The sequence below is a fragment of the Rhizobium sp. 05N49 genome, assembly GCF_056396805.1.
This window is the reverse complement of sequence record NZ_JBFTME010000008.1, coordinates 245,291-263,860: the sequence shown is the minus strand read 5'-3', so window position 1 is coordinate 263,860 and position 18,570 is coordinate 245,291. Positions and strand designations below refer to the sequence as shown.

The window sequence follows — 18,570 nt, the reverse complement described above, 5'->3', positions numbered from 1 at the left end:
GCGTTTGCAGAGCGAAGAAGTTCACAGTCAGCTGCGCACTCGCCAGCGAGCCTAGTTCGCCAGCCTGCCGTGCAGCGATCGCCATCTCGATGGTCCTGGCACGCACCACAGGCGCCTGGATGATCGGAAACCTGATGCCGAAAGATCGAGAGTGCGTCTGACTGGCCGGCCAGTCATCTCAGACACCATCCCATTGCTGAGGTCGAACCGTGATAGATCAGTGCATGTGGCGGGTCTATTGCACCTCATATCTGAGACCCGATCCAAAGGTATCGGGGACACCTTCGTACAATAGTGAGACGCAGCAATCCGCGAGATGGTGTCGTTGCGGCGGCTGGCGACGATCGTTCCTGTCCGCAACAGCAGAGACATGACCTTGAAGATCCTGGCGAGCCCACCGTGCGTCGGCGGGCGAGGAATCCCGTGTGTCCAAAAACGGAGGTGCGAAATGAGCACGCGTAAGACAATCCTGATCACCGGCGCGTCGCAGGGGATCGGGGCCGGACTGGTCAGATCGTTCATCGCGAGAGGCTACAATGTCGTCGGCACGTCGCGACGCGCCACTCGGGCATTGTTGGCCGACACGATGGAATACCTGGAACTGGTCGATGGCGACGTGGGCGATCCGGCGACCGCCGAACGCGTGGCCCAACGTGCGATCGAACGCTTCGGATCGATCGACGCGCTGGTGAACAATGCCGGTATCTTTTTCACCAAGCCATTCCTCGAATACACGATCGACGACCTTCGGCAGCTTACCGCGACGAATGTCGAAGGATTCGTTCATTTCACCAAGCACGCGATCCGGCAAATGCTCCGCCAGGGATCGGGCGGAAGCATCGTCACGATAACGACTTCGCTGACGGACCACCCGATCGCCGGCGTGACCGCGTCGTTCGCCATGATCACAAAGGGCGGCCTGAATGCCGTCACGAAGAGTCTCGCGATGGAGTACGCCAAGGACAATATCCGGGTGAACGCCGTTGCTCCCGGCATCGTCGACACGCCGATGCATGAAATGGATCCGAAGGACTTTCTGAAGTCTCTCTCGCCAATGGGCACGATCACCGCCGTCCAGGAGATCGTCAACGGCGTCGTCTATCTGACGGAATCCACCAATATCACCGGGGAGGTGCTGCACGTCGACAACGGCGCACATCTTGGAAAATGGTAGTCCCTGGCGCTGACGCACGATTGCTGGAACTTGATATCGAGCTCCCTCCCCCGCCAACACCTTTCGGCGCCTATGTCGAGGCGGTCCAGGTCGGCCCGCTTCTCTTCCTCAGCGGCATGCTCCCTGTGATCGGACACGAGGCCATCTACCACGGGCGCATCGGCGAGGGTCTTTCGGTTCCTGAAGGATACGACGCCGCCCGTGCTGCTTGCCTCAGCGGGCTCGCCACGGCGAAAGCCCACCTGGGGTCGCTGAACAAGATCACCCGTATCGCCAAGCTCGGCGTCTACATCGCATCGCCCAGCGATTTCCAGGAACACCCAAAGGTGGCTGACGGAGCATCCGAGCTTCTGCGGGATGTCTTTGGCGCGTCGTCGGTTCCGCCCCGCATCGTCCTCGGCGTCTCCAGCATTCCGTTGGGAATGCCGGTCGAAATCGAACTCGTGCTCGAGATCGAATCCTAGCGACATCGTTCGCAACAACCTGAATGGAGGTATTCATGAAAGTCAGATCACCCATCTCGACGAGCGCAATGATCGCATCGTCGAAGTTCCTGACGGCTGCGGCAGTGCTCATGCTTCCCGCGCTCGCGCTTTCCGGGCAGACCATGGTCGCGGAGAAGACCGATCGTCCGGCCGACGCCAAGTCACAGCCTGCGAGCGAGAAGCCGCAGATCCGGATCGAGAAGCGCACGCCCGCATATTGGCGTGTCACCTTCGACAATCCGCCTTTCAACATATTCGGGCCGGAGACCATTCCGCAAATGGAGAAGGTCGTCGAGGAGATTGAAGCGGACCCGAGCCTGAGAGTTGTTGTCTTCGACAGTGCTGTGCCGGGCTTCTTCCTCACCCACTATAACTTTACGCCGCCACTCTCCGAATCCACGAGCCTTCCCTATGGGAAGACCGGCCTCCATCCCCTGCCGGACATGCTCGTTCGCATCAGCAAGGCGCCCGTTGTCTCTATCGCCCTCATCCGCGGGCGAGCCACGGGCGTCGGCAGCGAATTGGCGCTCGCCAGCGACATGCGGTTTGCCAGCAAGGCGAATGCAATCCTTTCCCAATGGGAGGTCGGAGCCGGCTTCGTTCCGGGTGGTGGTCCGATGGCGCGTCTCCCGCGTCTGATGGGCCGCGGCCGTGCGCTCGAAGTGCTTCTCGGGTCTGATGACATCAACGGCGAACTCGCCGAGGAATACGGCTACGTCAACCGTTCGTTCGACGACGACAAGCTCGACCCGTTCGTAGATGCACTCGCCGCGAGGATTTCCGGTTTCGACCGCCAGGCGATCGCCGATACGAAGCGGCTCGTCGATTTCGCGAGCCTCCCGAGCGATCCAGAAATCGGAGCTGGGTGGGACGCCTTCATCCAGTCCGTCCAGCGCCCGGTGGCGCAAAAGAACATCGGCCGCCTGATGGAAATGGGGCTTCAGACGAACCCCGACATTGAAGCGCGCCTCGGGCACTACACACAGACTTTGGCCGACAAGTAGGCCGGAGCAGCGCCCGCGCGTCGGAACGGCAGGTCGCGCGGGCGCACATCTCATCCTGCCGTTCGTCCAATCAGAGAAATCGCGCGGCCCCCAGCCGCGGTCATGAAGGCGCGGTCTTCCGCACGAAACACCCAACCAGCCATGGAGACGTCACATGCACAGCATCGAAAACCAGATCGTCGATTCCAGCTTTTCGGCAATCATCAATGCCCCGATCGAACAGGTGGATATTCCGAAGTGGTGCTTCACCCTGCCCGAGAAGGAATACCAGGGATGCTCTCCGGCGCACATTGCCGCGGGCTTCACGACGGCGCCCGACGGCACACGCATGTCGATCAATGTCGAGACGATCGGCGGAAGCCTGATGGTCCAGCATTACCTCGAAACCCTCGGCGAGAAGGATCATCTCATTCTCGACTCGGATTCCGACGTGTTCACGCCGAATGGCCGCGTGACGATCCATGTCACGTGGGAGCTCAGCGTCAAGAAGCTCGACGCGGGTAGATGCGAATTCACCAACCGGGTCAGGTCCTATGCGACTGACGAGATGATGGCTTCGCTCGACCGCCAGGGCATCCCCTTCGACATCTTCCGGACCCAGCGGCAACCGATGTCGATCGCACACAACAAGGGCGAAACGCCCCTATTCGCCGCAAGCATCGAACGGGCGGCGCTGAAAAACGCCGCCTCGACGAAAGCGGCCTGAGCATCCGGAGGAATATCCATGACCCAACTGACTTTCGACCGGAACAACACCGGTCTGCTGGTGGTTGATCCGTACAACGACTTCATTTCCGAAGGCGGGAAGATCTGGCCAAGGATCAAGGAGGTGGCGGAGGCGAACGGCTGCGTACCGCACATGCTCCAGGTGCTGAACGCGGCACGCCAGGCGAAACTTCGCGTCTTCTATGCGATGCATCACCGGTATCGCCCCGGCGACTACGAGAATTGGAAGTTCATCGCTCCTATCCAGCGCGCGGCATGGCATCGCAAGAGCTTCGAGTTCGGCACCTGGGGCGGAGAATTCCGCGCCGAGTTCGTGCCGCAGGCGGGTGAAGTCGTCGCCTCCGAACACTGGTGCTCAAGCGGCTTCGCCAACACCGATCTCGATCTCGAACTGAAGCGGCATGGAATTCAGAGGCTCATCGTGATCGGGCTCGTTGCCCACACCTGCATCGAGGCGACGGTCCGCTACGCCGCCGAACTCGGCTACGACGTGACCGTCGTAAAGGACGCGGTCGCCGACTACTCGCATGAGATGATGCACGCCGCTCTGGAGATCAACATGCCGAGCTACGCAAGCGCCATCGTCGATACGAACGAGATCCTTTCGGTACTGTCGGTAGCTCAGGCTGCCTGATCCTGAAGGGCAACAAAAAACCCGGCGGACCATAAGCGTCGGCCGGGGTTTTCCTTGTCATTTACGTGACCTCTGGAGCAATGGAGAGTTGTGGAGCCCGTCCCTGAAGTCCGCTCACGACCCTTCGAGCTTCGGTCGCTTTGGCGCCCATAGTGGCCTTTGCCCACCAGACCAGCTCATCGAGCGCAATCTTGGCCGATGGCAGGAGATTTGCTTCGATCTCCTAGGTTGGTTCGTTGCCGCCCATCGGGAACATCGCAAAGAAATCGCCGATGTGAACGGCTGTGCGCGTGGAAACCATCTGCAGTTCCACGCCGATACCCCTGAGATGTTCGAGCGCGCGCGACCCGCCAGTGCTGCAATATGCGTGGCGGTGAACGGCTTGCGGTTCCACTCCGTTCCTGGAACCCGTTGAACAAAGGTATCGTCGATACCTTGGAAGGAGCTTTCCGGCCTATCCCAGATTGGAACCAACACCATGGGACAATGGACGCGACCGGTGCGCCAGAGCATCGTCACGCCCGCTGCGGACGGTCCGCAGAGATCACATAGAGGGAAAGCAAATGACCATTCAGGAGCACAACACGCAGCCTGCCACCGCCGCCAATGACATTGACATGAAACTCGAGGTAGTCGTGATACCGGTTTCCGACGTCGATCGCGCAAAGTCCTTCTACACGGGCCTTGGGTGGAGGCTAGACGCCGACGTCTCCGGCGCGGACGGCTTCAGGGTCGTCCAGGTAACGCCTCGCGGATCGCCTTGCTCGGTCATCTTCGGTAGTAACGTTACTGCGGCCGTCCCGGGATCGGCGCAAGGCCTGCACCTCATCGTTTCGGATATCGAGATGGCCCATGCGGCCCTTGTCGCTCACGGCGTTGAAATGAGCGATGTCTTCCATGATGCAGGTGGAGTGTTTCACCACAAGGGCACAGACCGGCGGCTCCACGGCCCCCATCCGTCTCGTGCCAGCTATGGCTCATTCGCCTCGTTCACGGATCCGGACGGTAACGGATGGCTCTTTCAGGAAGTGACCACAAGACTACCGGGCCGGGTCGAAGCTGCAACATTCAGCTCCGCCGCCGATCTTGCGAACGCCCTTCGTCGCGCCGCCGAAGCGCATGGCGAACATGAAAAACGCACGGGCGGGAAACATGACGAGGCATGGCCGGACTGGTATGCCGAATACATGGTGAGCGAACAGTCGGGGAGCACTCTCCCGACCTGACCGTCGAGCGCGGTCGAGCAGACTGAGTCCAGTTGAGACGACCCTGTCGCGCTGAGTTTTTCATTCGGCGCGAAGTATAGCCCGTAGAAGGGGTTCTGAGAACCTTGCCCGGTCCGGCGAGCGGCGAGCTACATACGAAGATATCGGCGATACCATGGTGCAATAGGTCAAACGCGCTTTCAGTGTCAACTTCCTCCACATCAACCCACACATAGGAGGATACCATGTCCCGCATACAGACTGAGCTCACACGTCGAAAGCTTCTTGCCGCAGCCGCTGCTGCGGCGGCGGTCGGGATGCTTCCGGGCACGCCGGCCGCTTCCGCCCCGAGCGCCGACATAAGGCAATTCAAGTTTTCGGCGACCGACGAGCAGCTGAAGGATCTGCACCGGCGCGTTGCCGCAACCCGCTGGCCGGATCGTGAGACAGTCTCCGACGATACGCAGGGTGTGCGGCTCGATACGATCCAGAAAGTCGCCAAATACTGGCGGGCGCATGACTGGCGCAAGGTCGAGGCACGGCTGAACTCCTTCCCGCAGTTCATGACCGAGATCGATGGGCTGGACATTCACTTCATCCATGTGAAGTCCAAGCATGAAAAGGCGTTGCCCATCATCATCACGCATGGCTGGCCGGGTTCGATCATCGAGCAGATGAAGATCATCAAGCCGCTGACCGACCCTACCGCCTTTGGCGGCACCGAGGCCGATGCCTTTGATGTCGTCATTCCCTCGCTGCCGGGCTACGGCTTCTCGGGCAAGCCGAAGGAAGCGGGCTGGAACCCGCCACGCATCGCCAAGGCCTGGGCCGTGCTGATGCAGCGCCTCGGTTATACCAAATATGTCGCCCAGGGCGGCGACTGGGGCAATGCGGTGAYCGAGCTCATGGCGGTGCAGGAGCCTGCCGGCCTCATCGGCATCCATACCAACATGGCCGCCACCGTGCCTGCCGACATTGCCAAGCTGCTGTCAGCAGGGGCGCCGGCGCCGGCAGATCTTACGGCCGATGAAAAACGCGCCTATGAGCAGCTCGACGATTTCTACAAGAACGGCCTCGGTTATGCGATCGAGATGAACAACCGGCCGCAGACGCTTTACGGCATCGTGGATTCGCCTGTTGGCCTCGCCTCCTGGATGCTCGACCACGACATCCGGAGCTACCGGATGATCGCCCGATCCTTCAACGGAGAAAAGGAAGGCCTGACGCCTGACGATGTCCTCGACAATGTCACGCTTTACTGGCTGACCAACACGGAGATCTCGTCTGCGCGGCTCTATTGGGACAATGCGCATTTCCCCTCCGGCGGCTTCTTCGATCCGCGCGGCATCAAGATCCCGGTCGCCGTCAGCGCCTTCCCGGACGAGATCTACCAGGCGCCGCAGAGCTGGGCGGAAAAGGCCTATCCGAAGCTCATCCACTACAACAGGCCGGCCAAGGGCGGGCATTTCGCCGCCTGGGAACAGCCGGAGCTGTTTACCGACGAGCTGCGCGCCTCCTTCAAGTCGCTGCGCGACCAGATCTGAAAACGATCAAAACGACACCTGTCCGCTTTATTGGCAGTGTCCAAACCGGGTTGCCGCTTTTGCCGGCTGCCCGCTCTCTCGCGGAAATTCGTCGTGTACGTGATGCTAATGGAGGGCACCGGGCTTCACCGGCGCCCGTCCTGCAATCAGTAGAAGCCTAAAAGCCCACCGACCCTGGGGTTGATCGTCACGAAAGAATGCCACGACGTTTGCGTTCTTTTGCCTTTCTAGCATCCACGATCACTTGCAGATCCTAAGCTTTTTGAGAGCTTTGCCCGGACAACTCCGCGCGGATATCCTCCAGCCGACGCAATTGCCTTCCTTCTGCACCGAAATTGTCAGGAGAGAGCCAATCCTCGAATGCAGCCTTGAGCGTAGGCCACTCATTGTCGAGCATCGAAAACCAGGCAGTATCGCGATTGCGCTGCTTCGAGATCATATGCTGGCGGAAAACGCCTTCGAAACTGAAGCCATAGCGCGCGGCCGTCGTTTTGCTCGGCTCGTTTTTGTTGTCACACTTCCACTCGTAACGGCGGTATCCAAGGACTTCAAATACGTGCTTTGCCAGAAGATAGTGCACTTCGGTGGAAAGCGRGGAGCGCTTCATTCCAGCTCCATGGGCGACGCCCCCTATTTCGACCACGCCGTTTGACGGGTCAGCGCGCATGAAACTCGCCATCCCCACGATTTCACCTGTAATGTTGCTGCGGAAGATATGTGTCAGCCAGCCATTATTCTTGACCTCCTTCAGCCACCTGCCGAAATCGTCGACTCCGCCAAAATCGTCCTGGACAAAATACAGGAGCAGAGGGTTTATCCCCATCCCTCCCAGTCCATTCCACAATTTCTGGAGATGCAGGTCGTGAACATACGGTTCGACCGTGCCGTGGCGACCCTTCAGTGTCACATAGTCTGGCGGGGCAACTTTATAATCGTGGAGATTCCGCATCGAGATTACTCCTGAAAGCTATATTGGCGAGCCGCCTTTGCGCGGCAAGCTGGCCTCGCATCGGTCCGTCGCCGAATTGATTGTGAGCAGCGCGCGTGCTGCAAACTCGCCGCCATCTTGCGGGAAATTGTCGTCTCGTAAATCGAAGACTCGGCGTCAAAATATCGACCGGGCACTAGACGTCACCGGCTATCAATGCCTTCGCGCGCAACAGTCGCGGTGCGGTAAGGCCTTCCGTGAAACGTTCGTAAATGGGCAGGAGGATCTTCCGGGCCGAGCGACGTTCGCCGAGACCGGCAAGGTGTTCGACTAGACTGATACCGGCCGTCAGCTCCCAATATAAACCGCCCTGGGCGGAAGCTTTCTGGCTGGCCTCTTCAAATAAATCCATCTGCAGACCTGCACCGGCTCGTTGTGTCACGACAATCTCGGCTTTTCTGCGCAGCAATTCGGGGACCATCCAGTGATAACCCTTCTCGGATGAAAACCTCAATGCCTCGTGAATCTGATTGAAGCCCTCATCCGAACGCCCTGATCCGTGTAACGCGGCTGCAAGTTCAGACATGAAAAAGGGGTAGAAGAGCAAGTATGTCGTCTCACGCATTTCGCGAAGTCCCGCACACAAGTCGGCGATACCGTCCGCGGGCGAACCCGAACGTGACGCCAGAGTGCCACGCACGCACACACCAACAGCGTGAAATGGTCTGAGATTGTGCTGCACCGCATGCTCGATCAGTTCTTCGCTCCATTCTTTGGCTTGAACAAAATTTTCGAGGTTCAGGGATAGGAAAGCGGAAGCCCAGGCCAAAGCGACACAAGAGACAAAGGGTTGTCTCGTCGAGCGCGCTTCAAGGATTGAATCCTGCGCTGTTCTCAAGGCAGTGTCGAGTTGACCCCGCGATATCATGTTGACCGTGTTGTGGGCCATGGAAGACGTTCGAATGTCTGCACCGAGCCTCAGCATGTCTCGGCGACGATTGTTGGAAGACGAATGTCGGGCAGCCCAATCGAGCCTGGCCTGCGCCTCCAAGTGCTCGGCTTGATAGGTTTGCGGGATGCCTATCAACCAGGCTGCTGTTGCCCTTTCGTCCTGGCCACTGGCTCCCCGCTCATATTCGCGCGCATAGAAAAGGGCATCGTCTAACTCCATCGAACGGGCGCAAAAAAGCCAGAGGGCACAAGTTACGCGTTGCAGGTAGTCGCGATCATCCAGCGCTCTCGCAATCGACAACGCCCGGATCAGCACATCCTTTCCTCGTTCGCTCATCCCTTCTGTATAAATCAGCGCAAATCCAAGGGCGCATTGAAGGACCATTTCTGATCGGCTGCCTTCTGTGCGTTCAAGGTAAGGGAGAGCCTTCTGTGCCCATTCACCGGATTCGGACACAAGACCGAGGGCGATCCAGAAATCCGATGCAACGGCTGCTAGCTTGGCTCCCAACGTCCCGTCGCCACCGGGCGAAAATGCCCAGTTCAAAGTTGCCCGCAGGTTGTCGATCTCCCGTCTAAAGGGGCCAAGATGTTCGATCGCTGCGTGTAGCGAACTCTCGTTTGAAAATGGCTGGAAGAACGATGCGAAAAACGCCACACATCGCCGCATCGTCACGTGATAGTCGGCACCCGTTCCCAGCTTCTCGAGGGAGTAGACCCTTACGGTCTCTAGCAAACGCCATCGAGGCGCAGCGCCCGTTCCTTCGAAGGTGACCAGCGATTTTGAGACGAGATTTGAAAGCCCCGAAGCGGCTTCACCTTCTTGCTGCCCGCTCGCCGCTGTGGCAGCTTCCAACGTGAAACCTGAGGGAAAGACGGCGAGCTGGCGAAGGAGGAAACGTTCACCTTCCGGCAACAGCTCGTAACTCCAGTCGAGTGCGGCTCGCAGGGTACGATGTCGGGGCAGCGCCGTTCGTCGTCCGCCGGTCAGGAGGACGAAACGATCATCCAGACGACCGGCAATCTGTTGAAGGCCCAAAGTGGCCGCACGTGCAGCTGCAAACTCTATGGCCAAGGGAATTCCATCGAGATGCCGGCAAATACCCGCAATCACCGAGATCTTTTCCCTGGTCACGTTAAAATCAGATTGCAGCGCCTGGGTTCGAGCGATGAATAACTGGATTGCGCTGTGTTGAAGCAGATCGGCTTCTTGTTCCTTGGCCGGCACTTCAAGCGGCGGCACTCTGTATGCGAATTCGCCTTCGATGCGAAGAATTTCTCGGCTGGTCGCGAGCACGGATACGTTCTGACAAGCACGCAGGATCGCCTCCACCATCTCGGCAGCGGCGTCGACGACGTGTTCGCAATTGTCGATCACGAGCAACATCCTCCGGCTGCCTATGGCTCTTGCCACGATCTCGGTCGAGATGTCGTCGCCCTGGAGGCGCAAGTCGAGGGCCTGGGCGAGAGTTGTCGGAACCAGATGGGGATCGGACAGAGACACGAGCTCGACAAAATACGCATCACCGCCGATCGACTGCTGGAGATGGCGGGCAACCTCGGACGCCAGCACGGTCTTACCAATTCCACCCGGTCCCGTCAGGGTTACAACACGATAGGCCGACATGAGTGTGTGAATTTGCGAAACCGAGGCCTGACGACCTATAAGTTCAGATGCTGCTGAAGGGATGTTTGAGACAAAATCGCCTCGTTCGCCCACCTGCTTTCGAGGCGCAGGCACCGGTTCGGCATATTGCGACTCGGGCTCGACCCATTCCCCGAGCAACCGATAACCCCGACCGGAAACGGTGCGCAGCAATTCGCGATCCTTTCCCAGCGCCCGCCGGATCGCTGAGATATGGACCTGCAGGGTATTGTCCTCAACCGCAAGTCCTGGCCAGACGCGCTTCATCAGGTCGACTTTAGTGACCATCCCACCCGAGGACAGCGCAAGGGTTTCCAAGATATCGAAAGCTCTACTGCCGAGCGGAACCGGAGCGCCCATGGCGCGCAACTCCCGTTTCTCGAGATCAAGCTCCCATCCGGAGTACTCGAAGCGGCCAATCTCAATCTGTCCCAATGCCAGCCAATTCTATCCGTTTCAAATCGTAGTGATAAAACCATAGAGGGGGAGATTGAGCCAACCATTGTTCCGCAACCCGCGGGAGAATATTTCAGTTTTTTTCAGGTTCTATCACGCCACTTAAGTCGCAGCAGGCGGGCTGTTCGTCTAAAACGACCACAGAAGCTCTTTTATCAAAACGTCTACCTCAAGTCTTGCATCGCAACAGCGCGAACATAATCGGCGTGGGAGAATGACATGTACTATACTCGACACCTTACCGCCTCCGTAAAGCATCCGAACAGACCGACCAGCGACCCGCTGGTGGCGATCCTGAGCAATGCCTCCGACGTCTGTACGGCCCTGCTCGGAGATTTTTCTCAGTCTGGGTGGCAGCCAGAATTCTATCACTCGGCGGATAGCTTTCTAAGATTGGTGCAGGTCGGCACGCATGCCTGCATCGTCGTTGATACGACAACCGCAGAACTGACAGTTTCAGATCTCACGGATCTTATCTGTTCGCGTGCTTCGTATTGCCCCGTCATCGTGCTGACTGCAGGGGCCAGTGGGGCGATGACTGTTGCAACCAACAAATTCCGTGTGACATTCATGGCCAAGTCTGTTGATCGCCTCAATCTTCTGGAGGAGATCGAGGCAGCCGTAAGTGCGGTGAAAGACGCCAGCCGTCTGGAAGCGTATTTTCTGTCGCTTACACCTCGGGAACGTCAGGTAATGAAATTTGTGGCTGAGGGCCTGTTGAACAAGCAGGTGGCGTTCAAACTGAATATCAGCGAGATAACTGTAAAGGCGCATCGAGGACAAGTCATGAGGAAAATGAGAGCAAGGTCTCTCCCCGACCTGGTCCACATGGCAGCGAAGCTGGGACCGAACACCGAACCTCTACTCGACTGTGCTGCAGCACTCTGAAAAACGGAATGGGTGCCAGCCGTCTCTCGATCCGGTTCTCGCCTGCTGAGAGCGACGGATTACCACCTTCTCGTCGTCGCCGTTGATCAGTGGCGTCTTGGGGCGATCAAGGCCGGTGTCCGTCTCCCGGCTTCGGCGTTCAAAAGATTTGAAGGACCGCGTCCGAGTTCGTCTGGCTGTTTTAGCGTTGCCGGCATTCATTTTCGCGCCGGTTTATGAACCTTGTGTCCATGCGCCCAGGCCGTCCGTAGCGCGTTGTTGAGGTCGTCTTCGCTAAGGCCCGACAGAATACCTACAGTCCATCCCTTCTTGCCCCAGGCATTAGGAATGGGAGAAAAAACCTCCGGCAGTATCATGCATTTCAACGCCTGCTCATCCGGCGTGAAGTGGAAGTTGGCCGTCAAGCGATCGGCCGCAATTGTCGCGTAGATTCGCGTCACTTTGAAAGCGGCTCGATCAAAATGTGGCATCTCGGTCGTGCCTTCCAGCAACAAAGCCAAGCGCCGTAAATCCTTCTCGCTCGCCATTGCGTCCTCTTGTGGCTGATCGGACCGAGAGCACTTTATAACAGCGCCTCGGTGCCCTGACACATCGAGACGGTTGGCTTGGTCAACATCAAGCAGATAAAATTGAAGCATGGAGGATCAGGTTGGCGAGGTACGTTGCCCCGATGATAGAATAGTGGTTGTTAGACATTATAGTGGTGAAAACCTCAAATGGATCCGACCTGCCCGAGAAGGTTGTCTATCTCCGACCTAACCAACGTTTCGCCCAATAGTCCGCTGTATCAACGAGGACGGCTCAGCGGTGCGCAGCCGTCAAGCGCATGAAAGATCGCGCTTATAGCCATGTGCGTGGGGCCGAGGAGGTTCAAGTCTCTCCGTTGCTGCTTTGTTTTCTTGCAGCAGCGGGGTCGATCTGTTTTGGCGGCGCCCTTTCATCATTCTCGACACGATCACGGTAAAGAGCAGCTCGCGCAAGCATCATCAGCGTAACCGGCGTCGTCGCCGTTACAAAAATCCCGATGAGGATCTCGTGAATCTCAAGTCGTCCTGAACCGACTGAGAAGAAGATCATCGAGGCGAGCATGATCCCGCCGATCCCCCAACTGGTTGCGAGCGTTGGCGCGTGAATACGTTCATAAAATGTTGGGAGGCGCAGGAAGCCTATCGCTCCGATCAATGCCAGGCAAGCGCCACCGAGAAGAAAGAAGGCGACAAGGATGGCCGCCCACAACGGGATATCTGCAGCCGCAGTCATTCTATCACCTCACCCCGCATCAAAAACTTGGCCAGTGCGACGGAGGAGACAAATCCCAAAATCCCGATCACCAATGCCGCTTCAAAATAGAGGACTCGACCCGTGCCGACGCCAAAAGTCACAAGCAACAGCATGGCGTTGATGTAAAAGGTGTCGAGACCGATAATCCGATCTTGCGCGCGGGGCCCGATGACCATGCGCACCGAAACAATCGCCATCGACGCGACCAGCATCAACTGAGCGATCGAAACGGCGCTGAACAAGATAATTGCGCTCACGCGAAGATCTCCATCAGCAATTTCTCATATCGATTTTTGATCGTGTCTCGCCACACCGTCTCGTTCTGCAAATCGAGGATGTGGAGAAGGACGGAATTCTCGTTGGAATCGTATTCAAGCCAGGCAGATCCGGGCGTGCTCGTCAGGATCACTGCAAGAACGGCCAACGCGAACGGGCTTCTCATTTCGAGATGAATGGTCAGAAATCCCGGATCGTGCCGGCGCGAACCGCTCCGGATAATAATGCCCGCGACCGCAATGTTGGATTTGAGGATGTCGTAGAGTACGACGAAAAAAAGTTTGGGCAGCAGGTACCACTTGACCAATCGCGGCTTTTGCGGACGCAACGACGCCATCGCCCAACTGGCGAACACGGCGACGAAGATACCCAGAATAAAATGACCGACCGTGAAGCCGTTGAGCAACAGCCACATCACGAGCAGCGACAGCGAAAGAACGGGATAAGGCAGCATCAGTTGCTCTCCGTTCCGGGCGCGGCCGGGCCCTGATAGCCCGGGACCTGAACCGCATTGTGGACCGCATCGATATAGTTTGCAGGCTTGCTCAGCGTGCGAATGGTTAAGTCCATATATTGCAGGACCGGCCCTGCTTGCACGGTCAAGGCAAGGGTGAGCACCAGCAAAAACAGCACGGGGACGATCTCGATCACAAGGACACGCGGAACTGTGCCTTCGATCGAGCTCCAGAAGGTACGAATGCCGGCGCGCGTCATGGAAATCAGCGCCGCGATACCGGAGAGGATGACGAGCACGATCAGTGTCCAGATTGCTGCCGTCGGCGGCACCCCGATCGCACCCGTGCCCATCATTGCCGACAGCATTGCAAATTTGGCTATGAAACCGGAAAGCGGCGGCAGTCCGGACAGCAGGATCCCGCAGGCAGCAAAGCAAATTCCCAGTATCGCCATCGTCCCGGGCATGGTGACACCCTCTTCTTCATCGGGGGTTTGCTCGTCGGCGTCCCCGTAGGCTTCCATCGTTACCGCAAGGACGTTGGCGCCGGCGTCCTGTCCGCGCTCGACAAGTTCAATCAGCATGAAGAAGGCACTGATCGTCAGTGTTGAACTGACGAGATAAAGGAGCGCACCGGATGATACGGCACCGTCATTGATGCCGAGGACCATCAACAGGGTGCCCGACGAGACGAGTACGGAAAACCCCGCGAGCCGGCCGAGCGCCTGGGATGCCAGCACACCGATCGTCCCGAAGATAAGCGTCGCCACACCACCGTATAAGAGCACCATCGCGCCAAATCCCGCCAGCGGCCCCTCTCCGAACAGAAGCATCGTCAGGCGCAGGATTATGTAAATCCCGAGCTTGCTCATGATGGCAAACATTCCCGCCACTGGAGCTGATGCCGCACTATATGCTGTCGGCAGCCAGAAGCAGAGCGGCCACATCCCCGCCTTGATGAGGAAGACTACGCCCAAGATCGCCGCTCCTGCCTCCATGAGCATACGGCGATCGCGCTCCATTTCGGGAATGCGCGCCGCAAGGTCCGCCATATTGAGGGTCCCGGCCGTGCCGTAAATCAGGCTCACACCGATGAGGAACAACAGGGCTGCCACCAGATTGACGGCGATGTAGTGCAGGCCCGCCTTGACCCGAAGCGGACCGGAACCATGCAGGAGCAGACCATAGGACGCCGCCAGCATGATCTCAAAGAACACGAATAAATTGAACAGATCACCGGTGAGGAAGGCACCATTGACGCCGACCAACAGGATCTGGAACATGCTGTGGAAATGCGCGCCGACCGCGTGCCAACGAGCGAGCGAGAAGATCAGCGCAGGAACGGCCAGCAACGCCGTCAACAGCAGCATCAGCGCCGACAGTCCGTCAAGTACCAGGACGATACCGAAAGGGGCCGCCCAGTTACCGAGCAGATAGATGCCATCGAAGGCGTTCGGGCCGCTTTCAATGCGAAACAGGCAGATGGCAATGGCCGTCAGAACCAAGGTCGATGCAAGACTGATCATCGCCTTGGCCAATCGTTGACGCTCGTCCACGAGCAGCAACAATGCGCTGGCGACCAGTGGTACGAGTACCGGAGCAATGATCAGATGGTGGGCCCAGGCATTCATCGCGGCTCATTTCTCCCGTCGACATGGTCGCTTCCCGTCAGACCGCGCGAAGCGAGGAGCACGACCAGAAACAAGGCGGTTGTCGCAAAGCCGATGACGATAGCGGTCAGAACCAGAGCCTGTGGAACCGGATCGGCCAGAGGGCCCGCCGCATCGTCAGCAAGAATAGGCGGGACGTTTGCCTTGACGCCGCCGACCCCGAAGATGAACAGGTTGACCGCGTACGAGAGCAGTGAAAGGCCGATGATCACCTGGTAGGTTCGCGGGCGCAGGATAAGCCAGACACCACAACTGGTCATCACCCCTATGGCAATCGACAGGATCAGTTCCATCACGCCTCCTCCGATTTCGCCGCGTCGATCATCCGCAGCCGGTTGATGCGCAAGGATTGGTGTGCGAGTGCGACAAGAATGAGCACCGTCGATCCGACGACAAGGCAGAAGACACCCAGATCAAAGAGCAGCGCAGTGGCCGCGGGCACTTTTCCGATCAGCGGCAGATCGAGGTAGCGGGAGTGCGAAGTCAGGAACGGATAACCAAGGAACCAAGCTCCGACCCCGGTTGCAACGGCGGTCAGCAGTCCCGCGCCCATCCAGCGGAGCGGCAGGATGCGGATGCGATCCTCTGCCCAGCGTGTTCCTCCCGCCAGATACTGCAATAGGAAGGCGATCGACATCGTCAGGCCCGCCGAAAAGCCGCCGCCCGGCAAATCGTGTCCGCGGATGAAGAGGTAGACTGAGAAGGTAATGATGACTGGAAAAAGCCACTGCATGATGACCGATGGCACGAGCAGATAGTCGCGCACTGTATCGCCGGCAGACCGCTCTGGCCGCTCCTCGTCAAAGCGGTTTTGCGCTTGCTGCTGCTCTGGCGCCCTCATGCTGTCTTCGGCAGGCCTGAAACGGCGCAACAGCCCATAGACGGTGAGCGCAACGACACCGAGAACAGCGATCTCTCCCAACGTATCGAAACCACGGAAATCCACCAGAATGACATTGACGACGTTGCGGCCACCGCCCTCGGTATAAGCATTCTCCAAAAAGTAGTTGGCAATCGCGTCGGGTACTGGCGTCGTCATCACGGCATAGGCGACGAAGGACATGGCGACGCCGCAGAGAACGGCCAGTGCAAGGTCGCGAAACCGGCGAAACCGTGCTCTCAACGTCATCGCCTCGCCGAAACCCTCAGTCCGTTTAGGCAGCCAGCGCAGGCCGAGAAGGATCAGGACGGTCGTGACGATTTCGACGAGCAACTGGGTGATTGCGAGATCGGGCGCCGAAAGCCATATGAACGTGATGCAGACGACGAGACCGACACCGCCGAGCATCACCAGTGCGGCCAGGCGGTGGTATTTCGCCGTATAGGCTGTGCCAAGCGCAAGGCACACGCCGATGATCCAGATCGCCGTGAAGGCGGGATCGACGCTCGCGTAGGTAACCGGCCGGCTTTCGAAGCCACTCAGATAAAGCGGCAACGTGCCTGCGGCAAAACCAGTCACGATCAGCCAGCGCAGCTGGGGTTGCAGCTTGCGTGTGCCCAGGCGCCCCTCGGCGAGGCGCGCCCATCGCCAGGATAGTTCGACAATTACGCGCTCGAAGACCCGTTGCCCCTTGAGCCTGCGAAACAGCGGCGGACCGTCATCGCAACGACTGAGGTAATCCTTCAGCAAAAAATAGATGAGCGCGCCACCGACAAGAGCGATCGCGCTCATTACGAGCGGAAGGTTGACGCCATGCCAGATCGCCAGGCTGTATTCGGGAGTAGCACTCCCGAGCACGCTGACTACGGCGCTGTGAAGAAACGGACCAATCGATATAGCCGGAATGACGCCAACGATCAGGCAGACGATGACGAGGAACTCGACCGGAAACCGCATCCATCTGGGTGGCTCGTGTGGACGGTTGACCGGCAGATCGGTCGGCGGCGGACCAAAGAAAACCGTGTGAATGAACCGCAGCGAATAGGCCACGCTGAAGGCGCCGGCGAGGGTCGCGACATAGGGAAGAATACGGTCGAGGATCGAATCGGCATGGGTCTCCACCGCCTCGGCAAAGAACATTTCCTTGGACAGGAACCCGTTGAGGAGTGGCACGCCAGCCATCGCGGCACTTGCCACGATCGCCAAGGTCGCTGTGAACGGCATGAAGCGGAAGAGACCGCTGAGCTTGCGCATGTCGCGTGTGCCGGTCTCGTGATCTATGATGCCCGCTGCCATGAAGAGCGACGCCTTGAAGGTCGCGTGATTGAGCATATGGAAGATGGCGGCCACGGTCGCCAATGGGCTGCCGAGGCTCAGCAGTGTCACGATCAATCCAAGATGGCTGATGGTCGAATAGGCCAGGAGGCCCTTCAAGTCGCGCTGGAACAGCGCAAAATATGCGCCCAGCAGCAGGGTTGAGATCCCGGCGACGCCGACGATCCAGAACCATTCGTACGTCCCCGAAAGCACCGGCCAGAAACGCACCAACAGGAACACACCGGCTTTGACCATGGTCGCCGAGTGAAGGAAGGCCGAAACCGGCGTCGGGGCAGCCATGGCGTTGGGAAGCCAAAAATGGAATGGAAACTGCGCGCTCTTTGTCAAAGCGCCTAGCAATATGAAAATCAGCGTTGGCAGATAGAGAGGATGACTGCGAACGATGTCGCCGGAATCGAGGATCTTGTCGACGTCATAGCTGCCGACCACGTTGCCGAGCAGAATGAAGCCGATCAACAAGCAAAAGCCGCCAATCCCGGTAATCGTGAGTGCCATTCTGGCCCCATCGCGGGCATTGGCATTGTTATGCCAATAGCTGATGAGCAAGAACGAGAAGATGCTGGTCAGTTCCCAGAACACGGACAGCAGGATCACATTGCCTGAGACGACAATGCCGAGCATGGCTCCCATGAAAGCAAGAAGGAACGAGAAGAACCGTGGAACCGGATCCTCCTCGGACATGTAGTAGCGCGCATAAAGCACGACGAGAAGGCCGATTGCGGTGACAAGCATGGTGAAAATCCATGCAAAACCATCCATGCGCAATGCGAAGTCCAGGCCAAACTGCGGCAGCCATTCCGCCCGAAACCGCACCACCCCGCCGTCTGCCACCGCCGGATACAAACTTCCCGTAAGCAGCAACAAAGCGGTGACGATGATAGCTGCCAGACCTGCAGGCAGGCGTGGCGAAGTCGTCTTGAGCAAGAGTATGGAGAGGAGGCTTCCGACGAAAGGCAGAAGCAGCAGAACGAGAAGCAAAAATGGTTCGGCTGTTATCCCAACGCCTCAATCCTCCAAAAAATCGGTATCCA

Annotated in this window: 17 protein-coding genes and 1 pseudogene; 8 read left to right on the top strand and 10 right to left on the bottom strand. The window is 58.4% G+C overall.

Translation table 11 applies throughout. The features are described 5' to 3' along the window. Window positions 1-448 precede the first annotated feature (448 nt). From AC1DF8_RS18370 to AC1DF8_RS18350, 5 genes are all read left to right on the top strand, one after another. Window positions 449-1,174 (top strand): SDR family oxidoreductase, encoded by a 726-nt coding sequence (locus AC1DF8_RS18370; protein ID WP_113204082.1) that lies wholly within the window; start codon window positions 449-451, stop codon window positions 1,172-1,174. Continuing rightward, complete coding sequence (locus AC1DF8_RS18365; RefSeq protein WP_478154374.1) at window positions 1,168-1,638, top strand: RidA family protein; 471 nt, start codon at window positions 1,168-1,170, stop codon at window positions 1,636-1,638. Before AC1DF8_RS18370 ends, AC1DF8_RS18365 begins: the two co-directional genes overlap by 7 nt. Window positions 1,639-1,673: 35 nt before the next feature. Beyond that, window positions 1,674-2,663: an enoyl-CoA hydratase/isomerase family protein gene (locus AC1DF8_RS18360; protein WP_478154373.1), complete on the top strand. Its 990-nt coding sequence runs from the start codon at window positions 1,674-1,676 to the stop codon at window positions 2,661-2,663. 154 nt (window positions 2,664-2,817) lie between these two features. Continuing rightward, entirely contained in the window at window positions 2,818-3,369 is a 552-nt protein-coding gene (locus AC1DF8_RS18355) for a hypothetical protein (RefSeq protein ID WP_112547043.1), read from the top strand. An 18-nt stretch (window positions 3,370-3,387) separates the two neighbouring features. Next, a complete protein-coding gene (locus AC1DF8_RS18350) occupies window positions 3,388-4,023 on the top strand; it encodes a cysteine hydrolase family protein (RefSeq protein ID WP_113204084.1) in 636 nt (211 codons plus the stop codon). A gap of 127 nt (window positions 4,024-4,150) precedes the next feature. Here AC1DF8_RS18350 and AC1DF8_RS18345 read toward each other — a convergent pair. Next, window positions 4,151-4,419, bottom strand: a pseudogene (locus AC1DF8_RS18345) (NADPH-dependent FMN reductase); the annotation flags it as partial. Window positions 4,420-4,586: 167 nt separating this feature from the next. Between AC1DF8_RS18345 and AC1DF8_RS18340 the strand changes: the two are divergent. Together AC1DF8_RS18340 and AC1DF8_RS18335 are read left to right on the top strand one after the other, a co-directional pair. Continuing rightward, complete coding sequence (locus AC1DF8_RS18340; RefSeq protein WP_478154372.1) at window positions 4,587-5,249, top strand: VOC family protein; 663 nt, start codon at window positions 4,587-4,589, stop codon at window positions 5,247-5,249. 224 nt (window positions 5,250-5,473) lie between these two features. Further along, a complete protein-coding gene (locus AC1DF8_RS18335; protein WP_478154371.1) occupies window positions 5,474-6,772 on the top strand; it encodes an epoxide hydrolase family protein in 1,299 nt (432 codons plus the stop codon). Window positions 6,773-7,025: 253 nt separating this feature from the next. On the opposite strand, the gene AC1DF8_RS18330 is transcribed toward AC1DF8_RS18335, so the two are convergent. Beyond that, complete coding sequence (locus AC1DF8_RS18330) at window positions 7,026-7,721, bottom strand: GNAT family N-acetyltransferase (RefSeq protein WP_478154370.1); 696 nt, start codon at window positions 7,719-7,721, stop codon at window positions 7,026-7,028. Between the two features lie 175 nt (window positions 7,722-7,896). Next, complete coding sequence (locus AC1DF8_RS18325) at window positions 7,897-10,731, bottom strand: ATP-binding protein (RefSeq protein ID WP_478154369.1); 2,835 nt, start codon at window positions 10,729-10,731, stop codon at window positions 7,897-7,899. A 240-nt stretch (window positions 10,732-10,971) separates the two neighbouring features. Here AC1DF8_RS18325 and AC1DF8_RS18320 point away from each other — a divergent pair, with 240 nt between their 5' ends. Continuing rightward, window positions 10,972-11,640 (top strand): response regulator transcription factor, encoded by a 669-nt coding sequence (locus tag AC1DF8_RS18320; protein WP_478154368.1) that lies wholly within the window; start codon window positions 10,972-10,974, stop codon window positions 11,638-11,640. Between the two features lie 197 nt (window positions 11,641-11,837). Here AC1DF8_RS18320 and AC1DF8_RS18315 read toward each other — a convergent pair whose 3' ends face one another. From AC1DF8_RS18315 to AC1DF8_RS18285, 7 genes are all read right to left on the bottom strand, one after another. Next, the gene (locus tag AC1DF8_RS18315) at window positions 11,838-12,167 is read right to left on the bottom strand and encodes an MmcQ/YjbR family DNA-binding protein (RefSeq protein WP_478154367.1); all 330 of its coding nucleotides are present in this window, start codon (window positions 12,165-12,167) and stop codon (window positions 11,838-11,840) included. Window positions 12,168-12,510: 343 nt separating this feature from the next. Further along, a complete protein-coding gene (gene mnhG, locus AC1DF8_RS18310) occupies window positions 12,511-12,900 on the bottom strand; it encodes a monovalent cation/H(+) antiporter subunit G (protein ID WP_478154366.1) in 390 nt (129 codons plus the stop codon). Continuing rightward, a complete protein-coding gene (locus AC1DF8_RS18305) occupies window positions 12,897-13,178 on the bottom strand; it encodes a K+/H+ antiporter subunit F (protein ID WP_112547637.1) in 282 nt (93 codons plus the stop codon). Before AC1DF8_RS18305 ends, mnhG begins: the two co-directional genes overlap by 4 nt. Further along, window positions 13,175-13,651: a Na+/H+ antiporter subunit E gene (locus AC1DF8_RS18300; protein WP_113115641.1), complete on the bottom strand. Its 477-nt coding sequence runs from the start codon at window positions 13,649-13,651 to the stop codon at window positions 13,175-13,177. Before AC1DF8_RS18300 ends, AC1DF8_RS18305 begins: the two co-directional genes overlap by 4 nt. Continuing rightward, window positions 13,651-15,282: a monovalent cation/H+ antiporter subunit D gene (locus AC1DF8_RS18295; RefSeq protein ID WP_478154365.1), complete on the bottom strand. Its 1,632-nt coding sequence runs from the start codon at window positions 15,280-15,282 to the stop codon at window positions 13,651-13,653. Before AC1DF8_RS18295 ends, AC1DF8_RS18300 begins: the two co-directional genes overlap by 1 nt. Then, window positions 15,279-15,614, bottom strand: coding sequence for a Na+/H+ antiporter subunit C (locus AC1DF8_RS18290; RefSeq protein WP_113013686.1), 336 nt, complete (start codon window positions 15,612-15,614; stop codon window positions 15,279-15,281). Before AC1DF8_RS18290 ends, AC1DF8_RS18295 begins: the two co-directional genes overlap by 4 nt. Continuing rightward, on the bottom strand, window positions 15,614-18,535 hold the full coding sequence (locus AC1DF8_RS18285; protein WP_478154427.1) for a monovalent cation/H+ antiporter subunit A: 2,922 nt from the start codon (window positions 18,533-18,535) through the stop codon (window positions 15,614-15,616). The genes AC1DF8_RS18290 and AC1DF8_RS18285 overlap by 1 nt, the downstream gene beginning before the upstream one ends. Between the last annotated feature and the right edge of the window lie 35 nt (window positions 18,536-18,570).

Bases quoted from the DNA above. Each gene is read 5' to 3' on its own strand.
- AC1DF8_RS18350 (WP_113204084.1), top strand. From the start codon at position 3,388: ATGACCCAACTGACTTTCGACCGGAACAACACCGGTCTGCTGGTGGTT.
- AC1DF8_RS18340 (WP_478154372.1), top strand. From the start codon at position 4,587: ATGACCATTCAGGAGCACAACACGCAGCCTGCCACCGCCGCCAATGAC.
- AC1DF8_RS18295 (WP_478154365.1), bottom strand. From the start codon at position 15,282: ATGAATGCCTGGGCCCACCATCTGATCATTGCTCCGGTACTCGTACCA.
- AC1DF8_RS18355 (WP_112547043.1), top strand. From the start codon at position 2,818: ATGCACAGCATCGAAAACCAGATCGTCGATTCCAGCTTTTCGGCAATC.
- AC1DF8_RS18315 (WP_478154367.1), bottom strand. From the start codon at position 12,167: ATGGCGAGCGAGAAGGATTTACGGCGCTTGGCTTTGTTGCTGGAAGGC.
- AC1DF8_RS18320 (WP_478154368.1), top strand. From the start codon at position 10,972: ATGTACTATACTCGACACCTTACCGCCTCCGTAAAGCATCCGAACAGA.
- AC1DF8_RS18290 (WP_113013686.1), bottom strand. From the start codon at position 15,614: ATGGAACTGATCCTGTCGATTGCCATAGGGGTGATGACCAGTTGTGGT.
- AC1DF8_RS18365 (WP_478154374.1), top strand. From the start codon at position 1,168: ATGGTAGTCCCTGGCGCTGACGCACGATTGCTGGAACTTGATATCGAG.
- AC1DF8_RS18300 (WP_113115641.1), bottom strand. From the start codon at position 13,651: ATGCTGCCTTATCCCGTTCTTTCGCTGTCGCTGCTCGTGATGTGGCTG.
- mnhG (WP_478154366.1), bottom strand. From the start codon at position 12,900: ATGACTGCGGCTGCAGATATCCCGTTGTGGGCGGCCATCCTTGTCGCC.
- AC1DF8_RS18370 (WP_113204082.1), top strand. From the start codon at position 449: ATGAGCACGCGTAAGACAATCCTGATCACCGGCGCGTCGCAGGGGATC.
- AC1DF8_RS18360 (WP_478154373.1), top strand. From the start codon at position 1,674: ATGAAAGTCAGATCACCCATCTCGACGAGCGCAATGATCGCATCGTCG.